Genomic DNA, 20,423 nt, shown 5'->3' with positions numbered 1-20,423 from the left:
TTTAATATATTCATTGATACGATAAATAAAATAATATATTATAAAATATAAGCTAAAATGAGGGAGGCTGAAATTGTGAAGTTTAAGGGTGTGAAGGTTAAAGGTATAAAAATTAAAAGTATTAAGGTAAAGATGATTTTGTTACTTATGCCTGTAATAATAGCTTCTATGGCTGTACTGGCATATATGAGTTATTCAAGTGCAGAAAAGATAATAAATAGTGAGCTTGAAATAAACATGAATAGTAAATTAAATGAAAAGTCGCAAGAAATTGAAAAGAGTTTGGAGAGGCATCAGAAAATATCTGAAAGTTTAGCTAAAGTGGCTGAGAATTCTATATCATCTATGACTGAAGAAAATTATAAAGGTGTGTTGGAAAGTTTAATTGACACGAATGATGAAACCTTTGGAGCTGGTGTTTGGTTTGAACCATTTAAATATAAGAAAGATATTCAGCTATTTGGACCTTATGCATATAAATTAAATGGTAAAAGTACTTATACAAATGAATATAGTAAGACAGATTATAAAACAAGTGATTGGTATAAAATGGGGCAAGACACTGATAAGAGTGTTGAATGGTCATCACCTTATTATGATGATGTAGCGAAAGTTTCGATGATAACTGCTACATGTCCAATGCATGATTCAAATAATAATTTTATAGGAGTTACCACAGCAGATATAGATTTATCTACTTTGCAAAATAATATAAAAAATATGGAAATAGGTACACAAGGAAGAGCATTTTTAATAGATAAAAGTGGTTTATATGTTGCAGATGTAGATCAATCTAAAATTATGAAAACTAATATAAAGGATGATGAAAATTCTACATTGTCAGTCTTAGGTAAGAAAATGCTAACTGATAAGAATGGTCAAGGAACATTTACTGATGATAAAGGAGTTCAAAAGGTGTATTATAGCGCCGTAGAAGGTACAGAGTGGATTATTGCTGTATGTATTCCTGAGGAAGAAGTATATCTTCAAATTAATTCACTAAGAAATAAAATCAGTATAATAATAGTAGTTGCAATTGTAATAGTAGTATTATTTATATTATTTTTTGCAAATTACATAGGAAAGAACATTAAAAAGGTTAATGCTTTTGCTATGAAGATTGCAAACGGAGATTTAACAGAAAAACTAGAATTAAAAAGCAATGATGAGATTGGTGAAATGAGTAAGTATCTGAATAAGATGACAGAAAACATTCATTCTATCGTAAAAATTATAATGGAGAATTCAGAAAATATAAGTGCATCTGCGGAAGAACTTTCAGCAACTGTTGAGGAATTAGCAGCTAAAACTGTAAATGTTAACGAGGCTGTTAATACTATTGCAGGTGGTATGCAGGAGTCAGGTGCTGCTACAGAAGAGATAACTGCATCTGTTGAAGAAGTGGATTCAAGTGTGAATATATTATCTTCAAAGGCTATGGAAGGAAGCAATAATGCAAGTGATGCTAAAGTGAGGGCCAGCAAGGTAAAGGAGAATAGCAAAGAGATTAAAAAGATAGCAAAAGAACTATACATTCAAAAGGAAGCTAATATGAAAAAGGTTATAGAAGAAAGTTTTGTAATAGATAGTATTAGGGTTATGGCAGATACAATATCATCTATAGCTGATCAAACTAACCTACTAGCTTTAAATGCGGCTATCGAAGCTGCAAGAGCAGGAGAACAAGGACGTGGGTTTGCAGTAGTTGCAGAAGAAGTAAGAAAACTTGCAGAACAATCTTCTGGTGCTGTAGTAGAAATACAAAAGACTATAGAGTCAGTAAAACAAATATTTAATAAAAGTATAGAAACGGGAAATGACATATTAAAATTCATTGATGTAGATATAATGAAAACTTATGATGAATATGAAGAAACAGGTAATCAATATCATTTTGATTCTGATTTTGTAAGTAATATGTCAGAAGAAATAGCAGCTATGTCACAAGAAATTACAGCTACAGTGGGACAAGTAAGCGAAGCCATTCAAAATATGGCGGAGTCTGCTCAAGAATCTAGTGAGAAAGCAGAAACTATAAAAGAAAACATGGATGAAACCACAAAAGCTATAGAGCAAGTAGCTCAAACGGCACAAAGCCAAGCGGAACTTGCACAACAATTAAATGAAGTGGTTCAGCAATTTAAAATATAAGATAGAAAATTTATATCCTAAAGTGTTAAAAAAACAAAGTAATATTTAGTTAAATAAAAAAACAGGTGAGGAGTCTCATCTGTTTTTTGTTTACAAAAAAAGATGAAAAGCTTTAAATTGAAAAAATAAAAAAAAACGTTAAAATTTTATTGAAATTTATAATTATTTTATATATAATTTTAAATTAAATACTTCTAAATGTTAATAAAGTATAAATAGAAGATCTTATATTAACTGTAATTTAAAAACATATGATATTGATATATGCTGAAAATTTTTTAAGATATATTATGGATTTTCAATAGGATTGCAATATATTGTTAATAAAATGTCAAAACCCATTGAATAGTATAATTTATGGGAATTTTTAAATATGATTAATGTCTGAAAAGCCTTGGAACATAAAGATTTTTATCTATATGGATATAGAAAATATAATGGCTGCAAGAAAATATGAATATCAAAAAGAAAACTATTCAATTATCTGAAAATTTATATTATAATAATTATAAAATATATTTAAACAATTAAGGGGGAAAGTTATGGACAATAATACGAGTAACAGAGGACAATGGGCATCTAATATAGGTTTTATATTGGCAGCAGCAGGTTCAGCAGTAGGTTTGGGTAATATATGGAAATTTCCTTATTTAGCAGGTGCAAATGGTGGAGGAGCTTTTGTTGTTATTTACTTAGCTATGATTGTAATCATTGGATTTGTAATTATGCTAGGAGAGATGGCAATAGGGCGTAATACTCATTTAAGTTCAGTGGGAGCATATAGAAAATTAAGTGAAAAGTGGGCCTTCGTAGGTTTTATTGGAGTAGTTGTGGGATTTTGTATACTAGCATTTTATAGTGTTATAGGTGGTTGGGTACTTAATTATATAGGTAAATATTTAATTGGAGGTATATCAGGAGCAGAAGCAGGAAGTTATTTTAGTGGATTCATAGCAAGTACTACTCAACCTATTGTATGGCATTTAGTATTTATGATTCTTTGTTGTGTAATAGTATTAAAAGGAATAGCCGGTGGTATCGAAAAAGCAAGTAAATTTATGATGCCAGCACTATTTGTATTATTAGTTGTAATTGCTATTAGATCAGTAACTTTAGATGGAGCAATGGAAGGAATAAAATTTTTCCTAAAACCAGATTTTTCAAAGGTTACAATTGGAACAGTTATGGCAGCCTTAGGACAAGCGTTCTTTTCCTTAAGCTTAGGAATGGGGGCAATAATCACCTATGGTAGTTATTTGGGAAATACAGAAAACTTAGAAAAGAATGCAGTTATTATACCAGCTATAGATACAATGGTTGCTTTACTTGCTGGATTTGCAGTTTTACCAGCAGTGTTCGCCTTTGGATTTGAACCAGGAGCTGGGCCAAGCCTTATGTTTATAACATTACCTTCAGTATTTGATTCAATGCCTTTTGGACAATTTTTTGGTATTTTATTTTTCATATTAATTTTATTTGCTGCATTAACATCAGCCATATCTTTGCTTGAAGTTGTAGTATCCTTTGTAATTGATACTTTTAAAATAGAAAGAAAGAAGGCCACTATAATAATATCAACAATTTTATTTTTTATAGGAATACCTTGTTCCTTGGCAAATGGACCAATTATGAAAGATGTATTAATATTTGGATACAATTTCTTTGATTTTATGAGTTTCTTAGCTGAAAATTTACTTATGCCATTAGGAGGACTTCTAATGTGTATATTTATAGGATATGTATGGGGTGTTGACAATATTTCAGATGAGATTAGTTGTAATGGTAAGTATAAATTCAGAAGTAAGCCATTCTTTATATTAATGATAAAATATATTGCACCAGTGCTAATATTCATTATATGGTTAAATGCCATAGGGGTATTACCATATATATTGAAAATATTTGGAATAACATTATAATAAATTTTAAGGAATACTCAAAACAATATTATTGTTTTGAGTATTCCTTTATTTAATGTATTATAAAACATATAAAGATATTAATCGTAGGATAGGAGTAGATTACTAATGAATATAAAAGAAGAAAAAAGGCAACTTCGTAATAAAATTATGAAACGTATTGCTGAATTATCAAAGGATTATACGTTAGAAGCAGATAAGAAAATTTATGAAAAAGTAATAAATCTTAAGGAGTATAAAGAAGCAAAGATTATATTTTGTTTTGTAAGTACAGAAGATGAAATTAATACAAGAAATATCATAGAGAATGCATTAGAAAGTGGTAAAAGAGTTGGAGTTCCCAAATGTATAGGTAAGGGTATTATGGAGGTACATGAAATCAAGGGCTATAAATCTTTAAAGAATGGAAAGTATGGGATATTAGAACCTAAGGATGAATGTCCATTAATTATGTCAGAAGAAATAGATTTTGCTATAATACCTTGTGTTTCTTGTAATATGGAAGGATACCGTCTAGGTTATGGAGGAGGATTTTATGATCGTTACTTAGAACATGTTACCTTTGCTACAGCTGTTATATGTAGAGAAAAAATTACCTGTGATTATATTCCTTATGATGAACATGATGTGAAAATTCATAAAGTGATTACAGATAGATAAATTAAGATAATTCTATTTTGAAATTTTACTAACATAAATAGCTTTTATCCATATAATAACTATGGATAATATTTTTTAGGAGAAAATTATGGGAAGAGGTTTTATAAAAGTAGAACTTTTTACTGCAAGAGAGGTGGTACCTGTTTCAGGCGGAAATATATTTATTTTAAAAAGCACTTCAGTAGATTTTGATAAAGGTCGTATATTAACTACAGATTCTAGTGGGATAACGAAAATATTAGAAGTAGATACACCAGATATTGAACTATCAAAAAATAAAGATTCTGAACAAATACCATATTCAGTATATGATTTATACGTTAGAGCACCTGGATATAAGGATGCAGTGGTAGAAGGGGTTCAAGTTTTTCCTAATGAAGTATCAATACAACAAGTAGAAATGATACCTACTACTAAGGAAAGAGAATTCTTAGAGGAATTAGAGCATAATTATATTCCACCACATCAGTTGATAGAGGAAATGCCTAGAATTCAGGTAGAGGATAAAGAGCCAATTTTTCAAAGTAAGGTGTTGATAAGACCATATATTCCGGAATTTATAACAGTACATTTGGGTGCACCATCATCCTATGCAGAAAATGTTACTGTAAGATTTCCAGAATATATAAAGAATGTGGCATCTAGTGAAATATATCCTACTTGGCCAGAGGAGGCTATAAAAGCCAATATATATTGTCAAATTTCCTTTGCATTAAATAGGGTATATACGGAGTGGTATAGAAATAAGGGATATAACTTTCACATAACTAACTCTACAGCTTATGATCAGTACTTTATTAAGGGAAGAAATATTTTTGAAAATATCAGTAGAATTGTAGATGATATATTTAATGAATATATTACTAGAGAAGGTTATATGGAACCACTATTGGCACAATATTGTAATGGTACAACTGTAACTTGTAAGGGGTTATCACAATGGGATACTGTAAAACTTGCTACGGATGGATATGAAACTATGGAGATACTAAAAAATTACTATGGTGATAATATTGAACTAACAAAAACTAATGATATAAGAGGTATAGAGGAATCTTATGGTGGAACTCCGTTAAATCTTAATAGTACAGGAAGTGATGTAGAAACAATTCAAAGACAAATAAATAGAATTTCTAATAATTATCCAGAAATACCTAAAATAGAACCTGTAGATGGAGTGTTTGGATCAAAGACAGAATCATCTGTAAAGGCATTCCAAAGAATATTTAATTTATATGCAGATGGAATCGTTGGAAAATCAACTTGGTATAAAATATCAGGAATTTATGTAGGAGTTAAAAGATTAGCAGAATTAGAGTCGGAAGGAGAAAAATTAGAAAGTACAGGAGAGTATCCTGGATATTTATTAAAGCAAGGCTCTACAGGTGATGCTGCATCTCAAATGCAATATTTCTTAAATTTTATATCTCAATATTATAAAGAAGTGCCTCCAATTAATGGAGATAGTATTTTTGGTGTAAGTACCTTAGATTCAGTAATACAATTTCAAAAGAAATTTGCATTAGATGTAGATGGAATAGTTGGAAAGCAAACTTGGGGTAAAATATACTCTGTATATAAAGATATAATTAATGGAAGTAACAAGCCAGAAGGCGATGGATATGAGTATCCAGGATATATATTAGAACAAGGTTCTAGAGGAAAGGTCATAAGTAAATTACAAACCTACTTAAGCGCTATATCAGATAAGTATCCCTGTATGAAAAATATAAATGTGGATGGGATTTTTGGAAAGGCAACAAATCAAGCAGTTATAGATTTTCAAAAGTGCTTTGAATTGGATTCTGATGGTATAGTTGGGCCATTAACTTGGGCGAAGATTGTACAAGTATATCAAGATATTTAATTTAGGAACAATATGATAATTAAAATAAAGCTTATTCTATGGATTTAAATTCCATAGGATAAGCTTTAAATTGCATATAATTTACAATTTATTTAATTATTTTAATTATTTAACATAGTGTACTATATTTAGAAAATAAATAATTTAGAAAGAAGGTAAAATGCATTGAAGATTATAAAAAGATTAAGAGCTAAGGATAAAAACTATTCAATAAAAGGGAAATCGGTAATTCTGAGAACAGTATTATTTTTACACTATGCATTTTAACAGTATATATGTCAGCTATTTTAAATTCCTATGAACCACAGCAGATATCACTATTGAGTTATAAGAAATTAAATAAGAAATTAAATAATGAATTAAAAACTCATAAAATTAATGAACAATCTAATAAAAGCTACAAGTTTATCTCTACACCCTATATAAGTCAAGCTGGAGAATATCCAACAGGATGTGAGGTTGTAAGTACATCTATGATACTAAAATATTATGGATATAATATATCTGTTGATGAGTTTATAGATGATTATTTAGAGAGCTCATTTTTAGAAGAAGTTAATGGAGATTTATATGGTCCCAATCCCAATGAAGCTTTTGTTGGAGACCCAAGAAGTGTATATAGTTATGGATGTTATGCCCCTGTAATTGTTAATTCATTAAATGAAATTTTAAGAAAAGAGCATTCAGTAAAAAATACCACAGGAAGTGAGTTTAATGAACTTATATAAAATTATATAAATAAAGAAATACCTGTGTTAGTTTGGACAAGTCTTAATTTACTTCCTACTGAATCAGGTGAAGAATGGTATCTGCGAGAATCAGGGGAGAAGTTTCAGTGGATAAGTAATGAGCATTGTATGGTATTTGTAGGTTATGATGAAGATAAATATTATTTTAATGATCCCTATGAAGGTAATGGGGTAGTTGGCTATTATAAGAAGTTAGTTGAAAAAAGATTTAAGGAATTGGGAGATCAATCAATAGTTGTTTTAAATAACAAATTAATGAATAAAATATATTAACATAAACATGGAGCTTATACTTTANNTAAAGTATAAGCTCCATGTTTTATAAAAGTTAATGAATTCTTTTAATAGCTACCATTCTTATTATGTGAACATATTGTAAGAATTTCTTAAGGTTTATATAAACAATTATTTAATATTTCAAGGGTAATATAGAAGTATAGATTGAGAGAAGTCATGGTATAATTAATATGAAGTGGAGGGGAGTACAATGAATTACAATGTATTAGTAGTTGATGACGATAAAGAAATAGTAGATGCCATTGAAATATATCTCTCAAACGAAGGATTAAAAATATATAGAGCTTGTGATGGAATTGAAGCTTTAGAAACTTTAGTAGATAAGGAAATACATCTTATCTTGATGGATATAATGATGCCAAGGATGGATGGAATTAGAGCAACTCTTAAAATTAGAGAAGAAAAAAATATTCCAATAATTCTTATCTCTGCAAAGTCAGAGGACACGGATAAAATCTTAGGCTTAAATATGGGAGCTGATGATTATATAACAAAACCTTTTAATCCTTTGGAGTTAATTGCAAGGGTTAAATCACAACTTAGAAGATATGTGACCTTAGGTAATTTTAACAAAGAAGAAGAAAAGGAAGTTTTAAAAAGTGGTGGATTAGAACTAAACACTAAAAATAAGGAAGTTTTTGTTGATGGTGAAAGTATAAAACTAACGCCTATAGAATTTAAAATTTTAGAATTATTGCTTAAGAATAAAGGAAGAGTATTTTCCATGGAAGAAATATACGAAAGAGTTTGGAATGAAACTAGCTACAATGTAGATAATACTGTAGCTGTGCATATAAGAAGGATTAGAGAAAAAATTGAAATTAATCCAAAGGAACCAAAATATTTAAAGGTGGTGTGGGGAATTGGATACAAAATCGACAAGTGTTGACGAAAAGGATAGAGAGTATGAAGAAATGGTAAAAGACTGCAGAAGAATAAAAATAGCAAAGACTATATCTATTATAATAACTGTAGTAATGGTCTCCATATCCCTAATTTCCTTTAAAGACATTAGAGTTAATAGTGGTATTTTTGATGAAAGAAGTCTGTATGGAAGTAAATTTTTAGGAAGTGAGATCAACTCTTTTACAGAAAAGATTCTTGAAGTAATGGAACTTTATAAAACAGAAGATTACATTAAGGAAATAAAAAATTTAACCCAGGAAGAAATTCAATGGAAAAAAGAAATTATAAGAAAGAAGATTCAAGAAGAGTATGGTAATGAGCAAAGTAAGTTACATGAAAAATACACTAACAATTGGGAGGAAGAGAAGGTTAACAAAGAGGAAGAATCTATATATAAAAGTATAGAGGAAAAGTACAATTATAGTGATGAAGAACTAAAAAAGTTAATAGTTGAAGAGAAGTTGGTGAATTACAATAGGTATATTAAGACTTTGGATAGCTATTCAAATTTAAGGTATATTGCCTATGATAAAGCTAATGACATATGGCTGACTAACTATAAACCAGGAAAGGATGCCATTGCAGAGTTAAAGAAAAGTAGTGGTTATTTTTCGGAATATCATATTTCTAGCGGAGTAGAAAACAAAAATATATTTATTAATGGAGAACTTATTAAAGATAAGGAACTAAATGAATATGGTAACTACACCGAAGGTCGTGGAGCTACGGTAGTAGTTACACATAGTTATAATGAGAATGGTAATAGTTATACTAATGAAGAGAGCTTTAGAGTAAAGGGAGACTTGGATATATATGTAGCAGTCCCAAGTAAACTAGTAGCTGGAGATAGCATATATAATACCTATGAAAAATTTCTGCAAGCTAATTCTATTGTAGATACAGAAATAGGCATTTTGATAATCTCCTTATTTGGGGTAGTAATTATGATTTTTGTCCTTAGGAAGTTTAGATATAAGCCGTGCTATTCAAATAGAATAGTAGAAAAATTAAAAAATATGCCTTTAGAATTTAAGTTATTAGGTATATTAATGGGATGGATATCCTATCATATGTTTTTTACACATAATTGGAGTAATGAATATAGATACACCATCAATATTAATAATATAATAGTGGTAACATTAATTTTGATAGCTTATTACTTAATTATCAAAGCCTTACTCCAAAATTATAAGGAGAATACACTTCTTAAAGATAGTTATGGAGTAAAACTTTATAATCATTTATGTATAGCTATGGAGAAAGGTACTTTAGGAAGAAAATTAGTGTTAGTTATAGGAGTATATGTAGCTATCTGTACTAGTATATCTTTAATACTAATGCTTGGATTAGGGGCGGTAGGAGCTGTTATTGCCCTTGGTTTTGATATAGTTGTTACAGCAATTGTTATATATAAATTAGTAAAAGAATTTGCTTATTTAAATAAAATAACTAATAGTGCTAAGCTTATTTCAGAGGGGAAAATTAATGATGATATATTAGAAGAAGGTAAGGGGTCATTAAGGGATCTTGCTCACAGTATAAACAATATGAAGCAAGGACTTAGAAAATCTATAGAAAATGAGAATAAAAGTGAAAAAATGAAAACAGAGCTTATTTCAAACGTATCTCATGATCTTAAAACTCCATTAACATCAATTATTAATTATGTAGATTTACTTAAAAGAATGGGCATTGAACCTGAAGAAGCAAGAGCCTATATAGAAGTTTTAGATAGAAAATCTCAAAGATTAAAGATATTAATAGAAGATTTATTTGAGGCTTCCAAGGCTGCGAGTGGAGCTATGCAGTTAAATTTTGAAAAAATAGAGTTAAATGCTTTAATAAGACAGACATTAGGAGAAGCAGAGAATAGAATTCAAGAAGCAAATTTAGATTTTAAAACTAATATACCATCAGAAAAAATATATATTAATGCTGATGGGAGAAAGATTTGGAGAGTATTTGAAAACCTAATTGCTAATGCTATAAAATATTCACTAAAAAGCACTAGAGTTTATGTAGATGTGAAATCTGAAAATGATAAGGTATATATAACTATGAAAAATATATCAGCTTATGAATTAAACTTTGATGCTAGTGAAATTACAGAAAGATTTAAAAGAGGAGAAGAATCAAGGAATACAGAAGGTTCAGGCTTAGGTTTAGCGATTGCAAAAAGCATAATAGAACTTCATGACGGAACTTTAGAAATAGGTATAGATGGGGATTTATTTAAGGTGACTGTTAAGTTAAATATTTATGAATAATATATACTAAAAAATATATAAAGAAAATATACTGCTTGAAAATAGATTAAGTACTTTAGTTAAGTATTTAGTCTATTTTTAAGCAGCTTTTTAATGCCATAAACTCATTGTAACTATATGTAATATATGGTACAATAGCTGGTGACTGGACGGTCAGTCATTTAAATTTAATAATAATGGGGGTACTAAAGTGTTATCAAAATTCAGTGTGAAGAAACCTATGACTGTTATAGTAGGGGTTGTATTGGTTATTATTCTTGGAATTATATCTTTTACATCAATGACTACTGATTTATTACCTAGTATAGATTTACCTTATGTAGCAGTAATAACTGCCTATCCTGGTGCAAATCCAGAGAAAGTTGAGCTTACTGTGACAAAGCCATTAGAACAAGTTTTATCTACTACTAGTGGAGTAGAAGAAATTAACAGTATTTCTAGTGAAAACTCAAGCATGGTTATTATTCAGTTTACTCAAGGGACTAATATGGAAAGCGCTATGATTGAGATGAATGGAAATATTGATATGGTTAAATCCCAACTTGATGATGAGGTTGGAACACCTATGCTAATAAAAATAAATCCAGATATGCTACCAATTGTAGTTGCTAGTGTAGACTTTGATGGAAAAGATATTACTGAAACATCAAAGAAAGTAGCAGAGAAGATTATACCTGAATTTGAACGATTGGATGGAGTAGCATCTGTTTCTGGTACAGGGATAATTGAGGAGAATTTACAGATCTCTCTCAAGCAAGAAAAAATAGATAAGCTTAATAATAGAATTCTTAAATCTATTGATGAAAAACTATCTCAAACTAAAGCAGAATTAGATAAAGCTGAAAAAACTTTGCAAGATGGTAAAGTTAAGTTTAATGAAGAAAGTGATAAGCAGAAAGAGAAGTTATTAGAAGGTAGTATGAGCCTTTCTTCTGGAAAATCTCAAGTTGAGCAAGGGTTAAAATTATTAATCCAAGGCCAAGAAGAATTAGAAAAAAAGCGTGATGAGATTAAAAAGGAAAAGGAAAATCTAGAGAAAGTTATAGAAGAGGAAATAAAGGCAGGAGAAGAAACTTCAGCAGAAGAAAAGTTAAAATTAACACAACTATCTATAACTTTAGAAGCTACTAATAAAAGTATTGAAGAGATTTTAAAGCAAAAGAAGGAATTAGAGAAGAAGTTATCAGAAGTTATAGGGGGAGAAAAACAATTAGAAGCTGGAAAGGCCACCCTTAACTCTGAGTTAGCCAAAGCACAACTTCAATTAGAAGAAAGTGAAGAGGCTATTAAGAAAGGAAAAGAAGAATTTAAAATTGCAGAAGAAAATGCTTATAAAAAAGCAGGATTAGATGGAGTGATTTCCCAAAGTTCATTAAGTAGTATATTAGCAGCAGAAAACTTTTCCATGCCAGCTGGATATATTACAGAAAATAAACAGGAGTATTTAGTTAAGGTAGGAGACCAATTTTCAAATGTAGATGAAATAGAAAATTTAGAATTGATAACCTTGGATATAGATGGTATTGGTACAGTAAAGCTTAAAGATGTGGCAGATATAGGATTTATAAATAATGCCCATGACATGTATGCAAAAATTAATGGTAATGATGGTATTTTACTTTCTTTCCAAAAACAAAGTACAGCTTCCACTGCTGAAGTATCCCATGATATAAATAAAACTATCGAAAAATTATTGAAAGAAAATCCAGATATGCATATAAATCAGCTTAGTGATCAAGGAATGTATATTGATATTGTAATAAATTCTGTATTAAATAACCTAATTTTAGGAGGAATTCTTGCAATAGTAATATTACTTGTTTTTTTAAGAGATATAAAACCAACAGTTATAATAGCAATGAGTATACCTGTAAGTTTATTATTTGCAATAGGGTTAATGTATTTTAGTGGAGTTACTATGAATGTAATATCTTTAGCAGGACTAGCATTAGGAGTTGGTATGTTAGTAGATAATAGTATTGTAGTAATTGAAAATATATATAGATTAAGAAGTGAAGGTATGTCTTCTGCTAAGGCTGCTGTTTATGGTGCAGCTCAAGTTTCAGGAGCAATATTTGCATCTACTTTAACAACAATTTGTGTATTCTTACCTATTGTATTTACTCAAGGAATATCTCGACAACTATTTACTGACATGGGACTAACAATTGCATATTCATTAATTGCAAGTCTAATTATAGCTCTAACGTTAGTTCCTACCATGTCATCTACTATACTGACAAACACTAAAGAAAAATCACATAAATTCTTTGATAAAATTGTAGGGGTTTATGAGAAGTTACTAGAAAAAGCTCTAAATCATAAGATAATAATTATAGGTTTGGTGGTAGTACTATTAATTTCTAGTGCTTATAGCGCCTTTTCTATGGGAACAGCATTTATGCCAGAGGTTGATAGTAATGATATAATGGTATCAATAGAAATGCCTAAGGGAAGCACTACAATAGATGCTAGAGAAATGAGTAATAAGGTAATGGATTTAATCCTTACAATACCAGATGTTAAAACAGTAGGTGCTATGCAAGGTGGAGATAGCTCCATGGGCTTTTTAGGTGGTAATGGTAGCAATAAAGCGGTATCTATGTATATAATTTTGAAGGATGAAAGAAGTAACACTAGTCAACAAGTAGCTACTATAATAGATGAAAAAACAAAGGACTTAAATTGTGATATAACTGTAAATTCATCTAATATGGATATGTCAGCTATGGGTGGCTCAGGTATAGAAATTCTTGTTAAAGGTAATGACTTAGATAAACTTAAGGAGATAGCTACTGATTTAACAGGAATTTTAGAAGACACTGAAGGAACAATTGATATATCGAATGGTCTAAAAGATGCATCAGAAGAGACTAGAATTACAGTTGATAAAAATAAGGCACTTAAATATGGACTTACTGTAGCACAAGTATATCAACAAGTGACTACAGCTATTAAGAATGAAACTAAATCAACTAATATTACCATTAACTCTAATGAATATCCTGTAATAGTTGTAACTGAGTCTAAGGAAGAATTAACAAGGAAAACATTGAAGGATTATATTATAAAAACTACAGTTAATGGTGAAGAAAAGGAAGTATCCCTTAAGGATATATCTACAATTTCAGAAGACCAGGCATTAGCTTCTATTAACCATAAGAATCAAGTACGAAGTATGTCAGTTACTGCGGGTATAGACAATGATCACAATATTGGACTTGTCAGTAGAGATGTAGAAAGCAAAATAAGTTCTTATAAATTACCAGAGGGATACATCATAGATATTACTGGAGAAAGTGAAACTATTAATGAAACCTTAGGAGATTTAATAAAAATGATTTCACTAGCTATTGTTTTAATATATTTAATAATGGTGGCTCAATTCCAGTCATTATTATCACCATTAATAGTAATGATTACTATACCTCTAGCTTTTACAGGAGGACTCTTAGCATTACTAATAACTGGTTTTGAAGTAAGTATGATTTCCATGTTAGGTTTTCTTGTATTAGCAGGAATTGTAGTTAATAATGGTATAGTTTTTGTTGATTATGTAAATCAATTAAGGTTACAGGGTATTGATAAAAGAACTGCTTTAATTGAAACTGGAAAGGCTCGTATTAGACCTATACTTATGACAGCTTTAACTACTATTTTAGGACTTTCAACCCTTGCTATGGGAATAGGAATGGGAGCAGATATGATTCAACCAATGGCTATTGTGACAATAGGAGGATTAACCTATGCTACACTATTAACATTATTTGTTGTTCCTATTATATATGACATATTGCATAGGAAACCTATAGTATCAGTAGAGGTTGAGGAGGTTAAAAATGTTTGATAATAACTATAGTAAAAGAGAAGTAGATATATTTAATGCTGTAATAAAACTTATGAATGAAGGCATAGACCTTCATTCAGTAAAAGCTGCTGATATTGCAGAAGCAGCGGGTATAGGAAAAGGAACCCTGTATAATTATTTCAAGTCTAAGGAAGAAATACTAGCAAAGGCTATTATATATAATATAGAAATTCAATTTAATGAAGTATTTAGCATAGTTAATAAAGCTCAGGGATTTAAAAATAAATGTTATGGTTTGTTTAAATTAATAGAAGAAAATTCTAGAAGCAAAAATTCAAACTTTATCCTGGCTTTATCAAGTATTCAAACGGATAAACTAAGACAATATTTAGAAGAGGGTAACCAAATTTTTATAAAGCGAAAGGAAGAAATGTTTGACGCTGTAAGAAGGCTAATGGAAGTTGGAATAGATGAGGGTATAGTTAAAGCACAAGAAAATAGACAGTATGAATACTATGTGCTTATAAGTGCTATGTTAGGCTATTCAAATTATTTTTGTTCTACATCAAACCTTGAAGCTATGGATATAGAAAAGATAAAAGAAAGTGCTTATACTTTGATTTTAAAAGCGTTAAATTAAGGCCTTTAGCTCTGGTACAATTATTAGTAAAGAGGATATATGCTATAATTTAAATATACTATATATAATTTGGGAGGAAGTTAGTATGTATTTTGAAAAACCAGGAAAACAGAATACTAAAAATACATTAGAAAGTGCATTAAAAACAGCTCGTAAAAGGAGTATTAAGACTATAGTAGTACCTACTAGTACAGGGAATACTATAGAGGAGCTTCTTAAGTTAGATATAGATGGAATAAACATAGTATGTGTTACACATGTTAATGGATTTAAAGAACCCGGAGTTCAAGAAATTTCTGCAGAAAAACTAGAGTTATTTAAAAGTAGAGGAATTAAGGTTGTAACTACAACCCATGTGCTTAGTGGAGCAGAACGTGGACTTTCACGTAAGTTTGGAGGAGTAAATCCTGTAGAAATAATTGCATACTCTCTACGTATGTTAGGTCAAGGTACTAAAGTAGCAGTGGAAATAGCAGTAATGGCTTTAGATAGTGGTGCTATAGGATATATGGAGCCCATTATAGCTTTAGGGGGAACAAGTCTAGGAGTAGATACTGCCATTATTATGCGTACGTCTCATGGTTCTAATATTTTAGATTGTAAAATAGATGAATTTATTTGTAAACCAAGTTTATAGTATAATTATGTTTAATTTATTTTATACCTAATATTCCATTAAGTTTCTCCGATGACTACCAGCTTTAATACTCCAATCTTCTTCAAAGTGGGAGTAAAGAGCAGTTACGTCCCTGGATAACGATTTCTAGACTTCAGTGGGAGTGAAAACTTCCTCTTAAGCCTAGAAATCTGTTTATAGGACTATCTTAAAACAATTTACTAAATATAAGATGTAATTTGTTTTGAGATAGTCTTTTTTCGTGGGTAAATTTCATAATGTATCTATATTTTAAGAATAATTTATTTTTATGCTTAAAATTAGTCTAAAGTGCAAAAGCTAAAGTAAAATAATTTATGTTTTATATCAAGGAGGACATTATGAAACTTAAAAGAATGATTTCTATGTTATTAATAATTATAAGTATAATGAATTTTACTGGGTGCGGTAATTTAAAAGAGTCTAAAAATGATGAAGGACAAATATCTACTACGTCTCGAGGAAATATAGTTGTTCCAGTAACAGAGAAACCAGAAATAGTAAACCCTGCATTTACAAATGTAGGAGAGGTTCAGCTAGTGTCTAATATAATTTATTCTCCACTTTTTTTCTATGGGGACGGAGATGTTAGAACTTATCTAGCAGAGTCTGTTGACTTTAAGGATAATAAGGAGATAACTATTAAATTAAAGGAAAATCTAAAATGGCATGATGGTAGACCTATAAATTCAGATGATTTGGAGTATACAATAAATCTGATTTTAGATGAGAATCAAGATTCACCATTAAGAGATTATTTAATTATAGATGAAAAACCTATAAAAGCAGAAAAATTAGATGAATTAACTATTAAAATAATCCTTCCAGTTGAGAACTCAATGTTTTTATATAATCTTTCAAAGGTAATTCCTATTCCTAAGCATATTTATGACAATGAAGGTATAGTTGCAACCTCAGAGAAAAATAAGACACCTATAGGATCTGGACCCTTTAAATTTAAAGAATGGACTAAAGAAGATAGTATGGTTTTAGAAAAATATGATGATTATTATTCAGGAAGCCCTAAGGCTGATTTCATAACAATAAAAGTATTTTCATCAGAAGAAGTTGCGGAGGAGGCCTTTAATAAGGGAGAGCTAACTTTGGTTAAAGCAAGCCCAGAATTATATAATAAAGCCTATAAGGGAGAAGAATTGCAATCTTATACCTTTAGCAAAGGAAGATTAAACTATATAGTTTTTAATCAAAATATTAGTTCAATGCAAAATATAGTATTTAGAAAAGCACTATCTTATGCTTTAGATAGAAACGAAATGATAGTTGCAGCCTATGGAAAATCAGGTGCAGAGAAGGTAGAAGAAGGGAATTCAATTTTAATTAAAGAGGCAGAACTATACATAGAAGATGAGGTAGAAGTATATAATCATGATATAGAAAAATCTAAAGAATTAATAGAAGAAAGCGGAGTTGCTATAAATAACCTTAAGTTAGCATATAATAAAGAAGCCTTTGCTCATAAGAAGTATGCAGAAATCGCACAGAAACAATTGAAAGACATAGATATAGAGGTTGACATAGTACCTTATGAAAATATAGAGTTTTATAACAAGTTATATAGTAAAGATGATGAATGTGCTTTATACATTAGTGGATATTCTTTAGGATTAGCTCCAGAAGATTATAGAAAGATGTTTGAAACAGGCTCTTACTATAACCAAACGGGATATACTAACTTTAAAGTAGATAATTTATGGAAGGTAGGGGCAGAAGAGGTAGATGCAGATAGAAGAAAAGCAATTTATCGAGATATACAACGTCAGATTGCATCAGACGCAGCAATTTATGCTATAGATTATGAACAAAGTCTTATGGTAGCACAAAAAAAACTAGATGGAGTACCAGAAGCTAAACCTACAGCTAATATACTTTTTGAAGATTGGTCAAAGTTACATTTGAATAGTAAATAAACTATATGTAATTTAAGCGCTGAAACTTACTTAATAGTTATAAGAAAGATTACTTTCAACAACATAAGGAAATTTCAGCGCTGATTTAAATTTGAATATTTTAAAACTCATTTATAGACCAGTAGAATACATTTAAATACCACCATACTTTTTAATTAGAAAAGCTATTTTTTCTGGATCTATAGGCCATCCAAGTTCTCTAGTAACATCCAGCATAGCATGAATATTATCCATAGGAGTTTCAACAGGAAGTCCACATCCGGACATTACCGAATAGCCTTTAGGACTATCATAACCATCCCTTATACATATTAAGGTAGCAACCTTAACTTCATTAGGAGTACCGCTATACATTACAGTAGAAGGATCTACATTTCCCATGATTTTTATTTGGTTTCCTATAGTTTCTTTACACTTTGATAGGCTTACTACATTATCTATGCTAAATGCACTGAAGCCTAAGTCTACTATATCTTGCCAAATAGGATCTGTTTTTCCACAAATATGAACAGAAGAAGTTGAACCTTTATCTTTTATGAAGTTAACTAATTGTTTCATATATGGCGTACAGTATTTTTTGAAATGAGTAGGGCTAATAACAGTGGAAGATGCCATAGGTTCACAGATGCTAATTCCAACGCCTTGTTTTAGAGATTCTTTCACAAAAGAAATACAACTTTCAAGAGAAATTTTGCATAGTTTATGAACGGCTTCAGGATTTCTTATCATGAGTTTGGTCATTTCTTGAACACCAATTAAGAAACATGCATTAGTGAATGGTCCTACTATTGCTGCACTACAAGGAACTTCAGAACCTATAGCATCTTTTACGGTTTTCATAGCTTCTATATGAATAGGAAGCCTTCCATCCTTTAATGGGTTTACAGGGGTAAGCTTACTTAGTTCATCTATAGATTTAATTGCTGGTTCAAGTAGGTCTACGGTATTATCTTCTGGATATTTCATTTTTGCACCCATGGCTTCTGAAATAATAAATAAATCTGTAAATATTTTAGCACCATCTCCACCAAATCTTTTGTGGGTTTCTATAACTGCATGGGATAGAGCTTTACTACTATGATTAAACTCAGAGATTTTTAATCCTGCTACCCTTGCAATACCATTGGAAAGATTTGGATTGCATTGTATTCTATCGATAGTGTTTCCTTTAGAAATTGCTATAGCCCTTTCCATAGGAGTCATTTTATCTTTAAGCATTAGCTACACGCCTCCTTGAAACAAGCTCTTTAGCTAAACGAGCAGCCTTAGAAGCCTCAACTTCATAACCATCTGCCCCTATTTTATCTGCAAAGCTTTGAGAGATGGGTCCACCACCTATCATGACTACAACATCATCTCTAAGTCCAGCATTATTTAACATATCAATAACTACCTTCATATTATCCATAGTTGTAGTCATTAAAGTAGACATTCCAACTAATGTAGCTTTTGTTTCCTTTACTTTATTTATGAATTCCATAGGAGGAACATCTCTTCCTAGGTCATATACTTCAAAACCACAGGTTTCAAGCATAATTTTGAATAAATTTTTACCTATGTCATGGGTATCGCCCTCTACTACACCCACAACAGCCTTATGTTTTATCTCATTAGAAGCAAATTTTAGATGAGGTCTAAACTTATCCATACCTGCATACATAGCATCAGAACACATAAGTAGCTCAGGAATATAATACTCCTCTTCCTCATATAAAATTCCTGCCTTATCCATTCCTACAGCTAAACCAGAAGCTATTCCATCATAGGCATCATATCCTAGATTTAGGTATTCGTCAGCTTTAGCTCTTACTAAATCTTCATCCATATCAAGGACGCTGTTACATAGAGCATCTAAAAGTAAGTTTTTCTTTTCGTCCATTTTCACACACACCTTTTTGTTTTATTGTAGGTTTCTATAAATTCATAAAAAAATAAATTTATATCCAAGTATATAATAATATTTTTTTTAGAATAATTTAGCATTATTTGAAATAACTATTAGTTAAATTTATTTATTAAAAATTCTAACTAAAAATAATGAAGAATTATCAAAATATATTGACAAAAATTCTAAAAAGGCATATTATATAGAAAATATATATTTATAATTCTTTGAAAGGAAGAGTAAATATTACTAAGTATGTAAAGCGAGTAGAGGATGGTGTAAGCTCTATGAGAAAAGTAGTATTGAAAGACATCCTGGAGATATTTACCTGAAATGAAAAGTAGGGTAGATCGGATTCCCCCGTTAAAAGGATTGAGATGATAAAGTAAATAATACTTAATCAAATTAGGATGGTACCGTGAATATTGCTTTCGCTCCTATTGGAGTGAAGGTTTTTTTATTTTAATGAAATAGAGCTCATTTCATTAATGTAAGTTTTCTTAGAATACCGGTATAAGGCATCTTGAGATGCTTTAAGAAAATTAATCTATCCTAATATATAATAATTTCTAGAGTGTATAACTCTAAGAATTTATTAGTATTTAATTACTATATCAGCAAGGGTGGTACCGCATATTTTGCCCCTTGAGCCGTTGGCTTAAGGGGCTTTTTAAGTGCGCCCAGCATG

The 20,423-nt window shown here is 30.1% G+C and carries 12 protein-coding genes, 1 pseudogene and 1 other annotated feature; of the genes and pseudogenes, 11 read left to right on the top strand and 2 right to left on the bottom strand.

All coding sequences use genetic code 11. The annotated features are described in order from the left end of the window. Positions 1 to 132 precede the first annotated feature (132 nt). The 11 genes and pseudogenes from B3630_RS16650 (at position 133) to B3630_RS16600 (ending at position 17,850) form a co-directional block, all read left to right on the top strand. The gene (locus tag B3630_RS16650) at positions 133 to 2,151 is read left to right on the top strand and encodes a methyl-accepting chemotaxis protein (RefSeq protein ID WP_414633022.1); all 2,019 of its coding nucleotides are present in this window, start codon (positions 133 to 135) and stop codon (positions 2,149 to 2,151) included. 542 nt (positions 2,152 to 2,693) lie between these two features. Then, a complete protein-coding gene (locus B3630_RS16645) occupies positions 2,694 to 4,070 on the top strand; it encodes a sodium-dependent transporter (RefSeq protein ID WP_346900115.1) in 1,377 nt (458 codons plus the stop codon). A gap of 108 nt (positions 4,071 to 4,178) precedes the next feature. Then, positions 4,179 to 4,730 (top strand): 5-formyltetrahydrofolate cyclo-ligase, encoded by a 552-nt coding sequence (locus B3630_RS16640; protein WP_346900113.1) that lies wholly within the window; start codon positions 4,179 to 4,181, stop codon positions 4,728 to 4,730. Between the two features lie 88 nt (positions 4,731 to 4,818). Further along, positions 4,819 to 6,597 (top strand): peptidoglycan-binding protein, encoded by a 1,779-nt coding sequence (locus tag B3630_RS16635; RefSeq protein ID WP_346900111.1) that lies wholly within the window; start codon positions 4,819 to 4,821, stop codon positions 6,595 to 6,597. Positions 6,598 to 6,872: 275 nt separating this feature from the next. Further along, positions 6,873 to 7,619: pseudogene (locus B3630_RS16630) on the top strand (C39 family peptidase). A gap of 214 nt (positions 7,620 to 7,833) precedes the next feature. Next, positions 7,834 to 8,532 carry a response regulator transcription factor gene (locus tag B3630_RS16625; protein WP_035132303.1) on the top strand — a complete coding sequence of 233 codons (699 nt, stop codon included), beginning with the start codon at positions 7,834 to 7,836 and terminating at the stop codon, positions 8,530 to 8,532. After that, entirely contained in the window at positions 8,507 to 10,819 is a 2,313-nt protein-coding gene (locus B3630_RS16620; protein ID WP_346900109.1) for a HAMP domain-containing sensor histidine kinase, read from the top strand. The genes B3630_RS16625 and B3630_RS16620 overlap by 26 nt, the downstream gene beginning before the upstream one ends. 190 nt (positions 10,820 to 11,009) lie before the next feature. Continuing rightward, complete coding sequence (locus B3630_RS16615) at positions 11,010 to 14,666, top strand: efflux RND transporter permease subunit (RefSeq protein WP_346900107.1); 3,657 nt, start codon at positions 11,010 to 11,012, stop codon at positions 14,664 to 14,666. Next, positions 14,659 to 15,267: a TetR/AcrR family transcriptional regulator gene (locus tag B3630_RS16610; RefSeq protein ID WP_346900105.1), complete on the top strand. Its 609-nt coding sequence runs from the start codon at positions 14,659 to 14,661 to the stop codon at positions 15,265 to 15,267. Before B3630_RS16615 ends, B3630_RS16610 begins: the two co-directional genes overlap by 8 nt. 85 nt (positions 15,268 to 15,352) lie before the next feature. Beyond that, positions 15,353 to 15,904 carry a pyruvate kinase alpha/beta domain-containing protein gene (locus B3630_RS16605; RefSeq protein ID WP_346870360.1) on the top strand — a complete coding sequence of 184 codons (552 nt, stop codon included), beginning with the start codon at positions 15,353 to 15,355 and terminating at the stop codon, positions 15,902 to 15,904. A gap of 359 nt (positions 15,905 to 16,263) precedes the next feature. Then, a complete protein-coding gene (locus B3630_RS16600) occupies positions 16,264 to 17,850 on the top strand; it encodes an ABC transporter substrate-binding protein (RefSeq protein ID WP_346900103.1) in 1,587 nt (528 codons plus the stop codon). Positions 17,851 to 17,982: 132 nt separating this feature from the next. On the opposite strand, the gene B3630_RS16595 is transcribed toward B3630_RS16600, so the two are convergent. Continuing rightward, on the bottom strand, positions 17,983 to 19,068 hold the full coding sequence (locus tag B3630_RS16595; RefSeq protein ID WP_346900101.1) for a uroporphyrinogen decarboxylase family protein: 1,086 nt from the start codon (positions 19,066 to 19,068) through the stop codon (positions 17,983 to 17,985). Next, complete coding sequence (locus B3630_RS16590) at positions 19,061 to 19,729, bottom strand: corrinoid protein (RefSeq protein WP_346900099.1); 669 nt, start codon at positions 19,727 to 19,729, stop codon at positions 19,061 to 19,063. Before B3630_RS16590 ends, B3630_RS16595 begins: the two co-directional genes overlap by 8 nt. Before the next feature lie 224 nt (positions 19,730 to 19,953). Continuing rightward, positions 19,954 to 20,177 (top strand) — a binding site (T-box leader). Positions 20,178 to 20,423 lie beyond the last annotated feature (246 nt).

Origin of the sequence: Clostridium sp. UBA7503 (genome assembly GCF_002477055.1) — a bacterium.
Lineage (GTDB): Bacteria > Bacillota > Clostridia > Clostridiales > Clostridiaceae > Clostridium_J > Clostridium_J sulfidigenes.
Note: the sequence above shows the minus strand (reverse complement) of the source record. Positions and strands in the feature narration are given on the sequence as shown.

What these genes read in the sequence shown, in the direction of transcription:
- B3630_RS16590 (WP_346900099.1), bottom strand. Translation starts at nt 19,729, where the DNA reads ATGGACGAAAAGAAAAACTTACTTTTAGATGCTCTATGTAACAGCGTC.
- B3630_RS16610 (WP_346900105.1), top strand. Translation starts at nt 14,659, where the DNA reads ATGTTTGATAATAACTATAGTAAAAGAGAAGTAGATATATTTAATGCT.
- B3630_RS16600 (WP_346900103.1), top strand. Translation starts at nt 16,264, where the DNA reads ATGAAACTTAAAAGAATGATTTCTATGTTATTAATAATTATAAGTATA.
- B3630_RS16645 (WP_346900115.1), top strand. Translation starts at nt 2,694, where the DNA reads ATGGACAATAATACGAGTAACAGAGGACAATGGGCATCTAATATAGGT.
- B3630_RS16605 (WP_346870360.1), top strand. Translation starts at nt 15,353, where the DNA reads ATGTATTTTGAAAAACCAGGAAAACAGAATACTAAAAATACATTAGAA.
- B3630_RS16635 (WP_346900111.1), top strand. Translation starts at nt 4,819, where the DNA reads ATGGGAAGAGGTTTTATAAAAGTAGAACTTTTTACTGCAAGAGAGGTG.
- B3630_RS16595 (WP_346900101.1), bottom strand. Translation starts at nt 19,068, where the DNA reads ATGCTTAAAGATAAAATGACTCCTATGGAAAGGGCTATAGCAATTTCT.
- B3630_RS16650 (WP_414633022.1), top strand. Translation starts at nt 133, where the DNA reads ATGATTTTGTTACTTATGCCTGTAATAATAGCTTCTATGGCTGTACTG.
- B3630_RS16640 (WP_346900113.1), top strand. Translation starts at nt 4,179, where the DNA reads ATGAATATAAAAGAAGAAAAAAGGCAACTTCGTAATAAAATTATGAAA.
- B3630_RS16625 (WP_035132303.1), top strand. Translation starts at nt 7,834, where the DNA reads ATGAATTACAATGTATTAGTAGTTGATGACGATAAAGAAATAGTAGAT.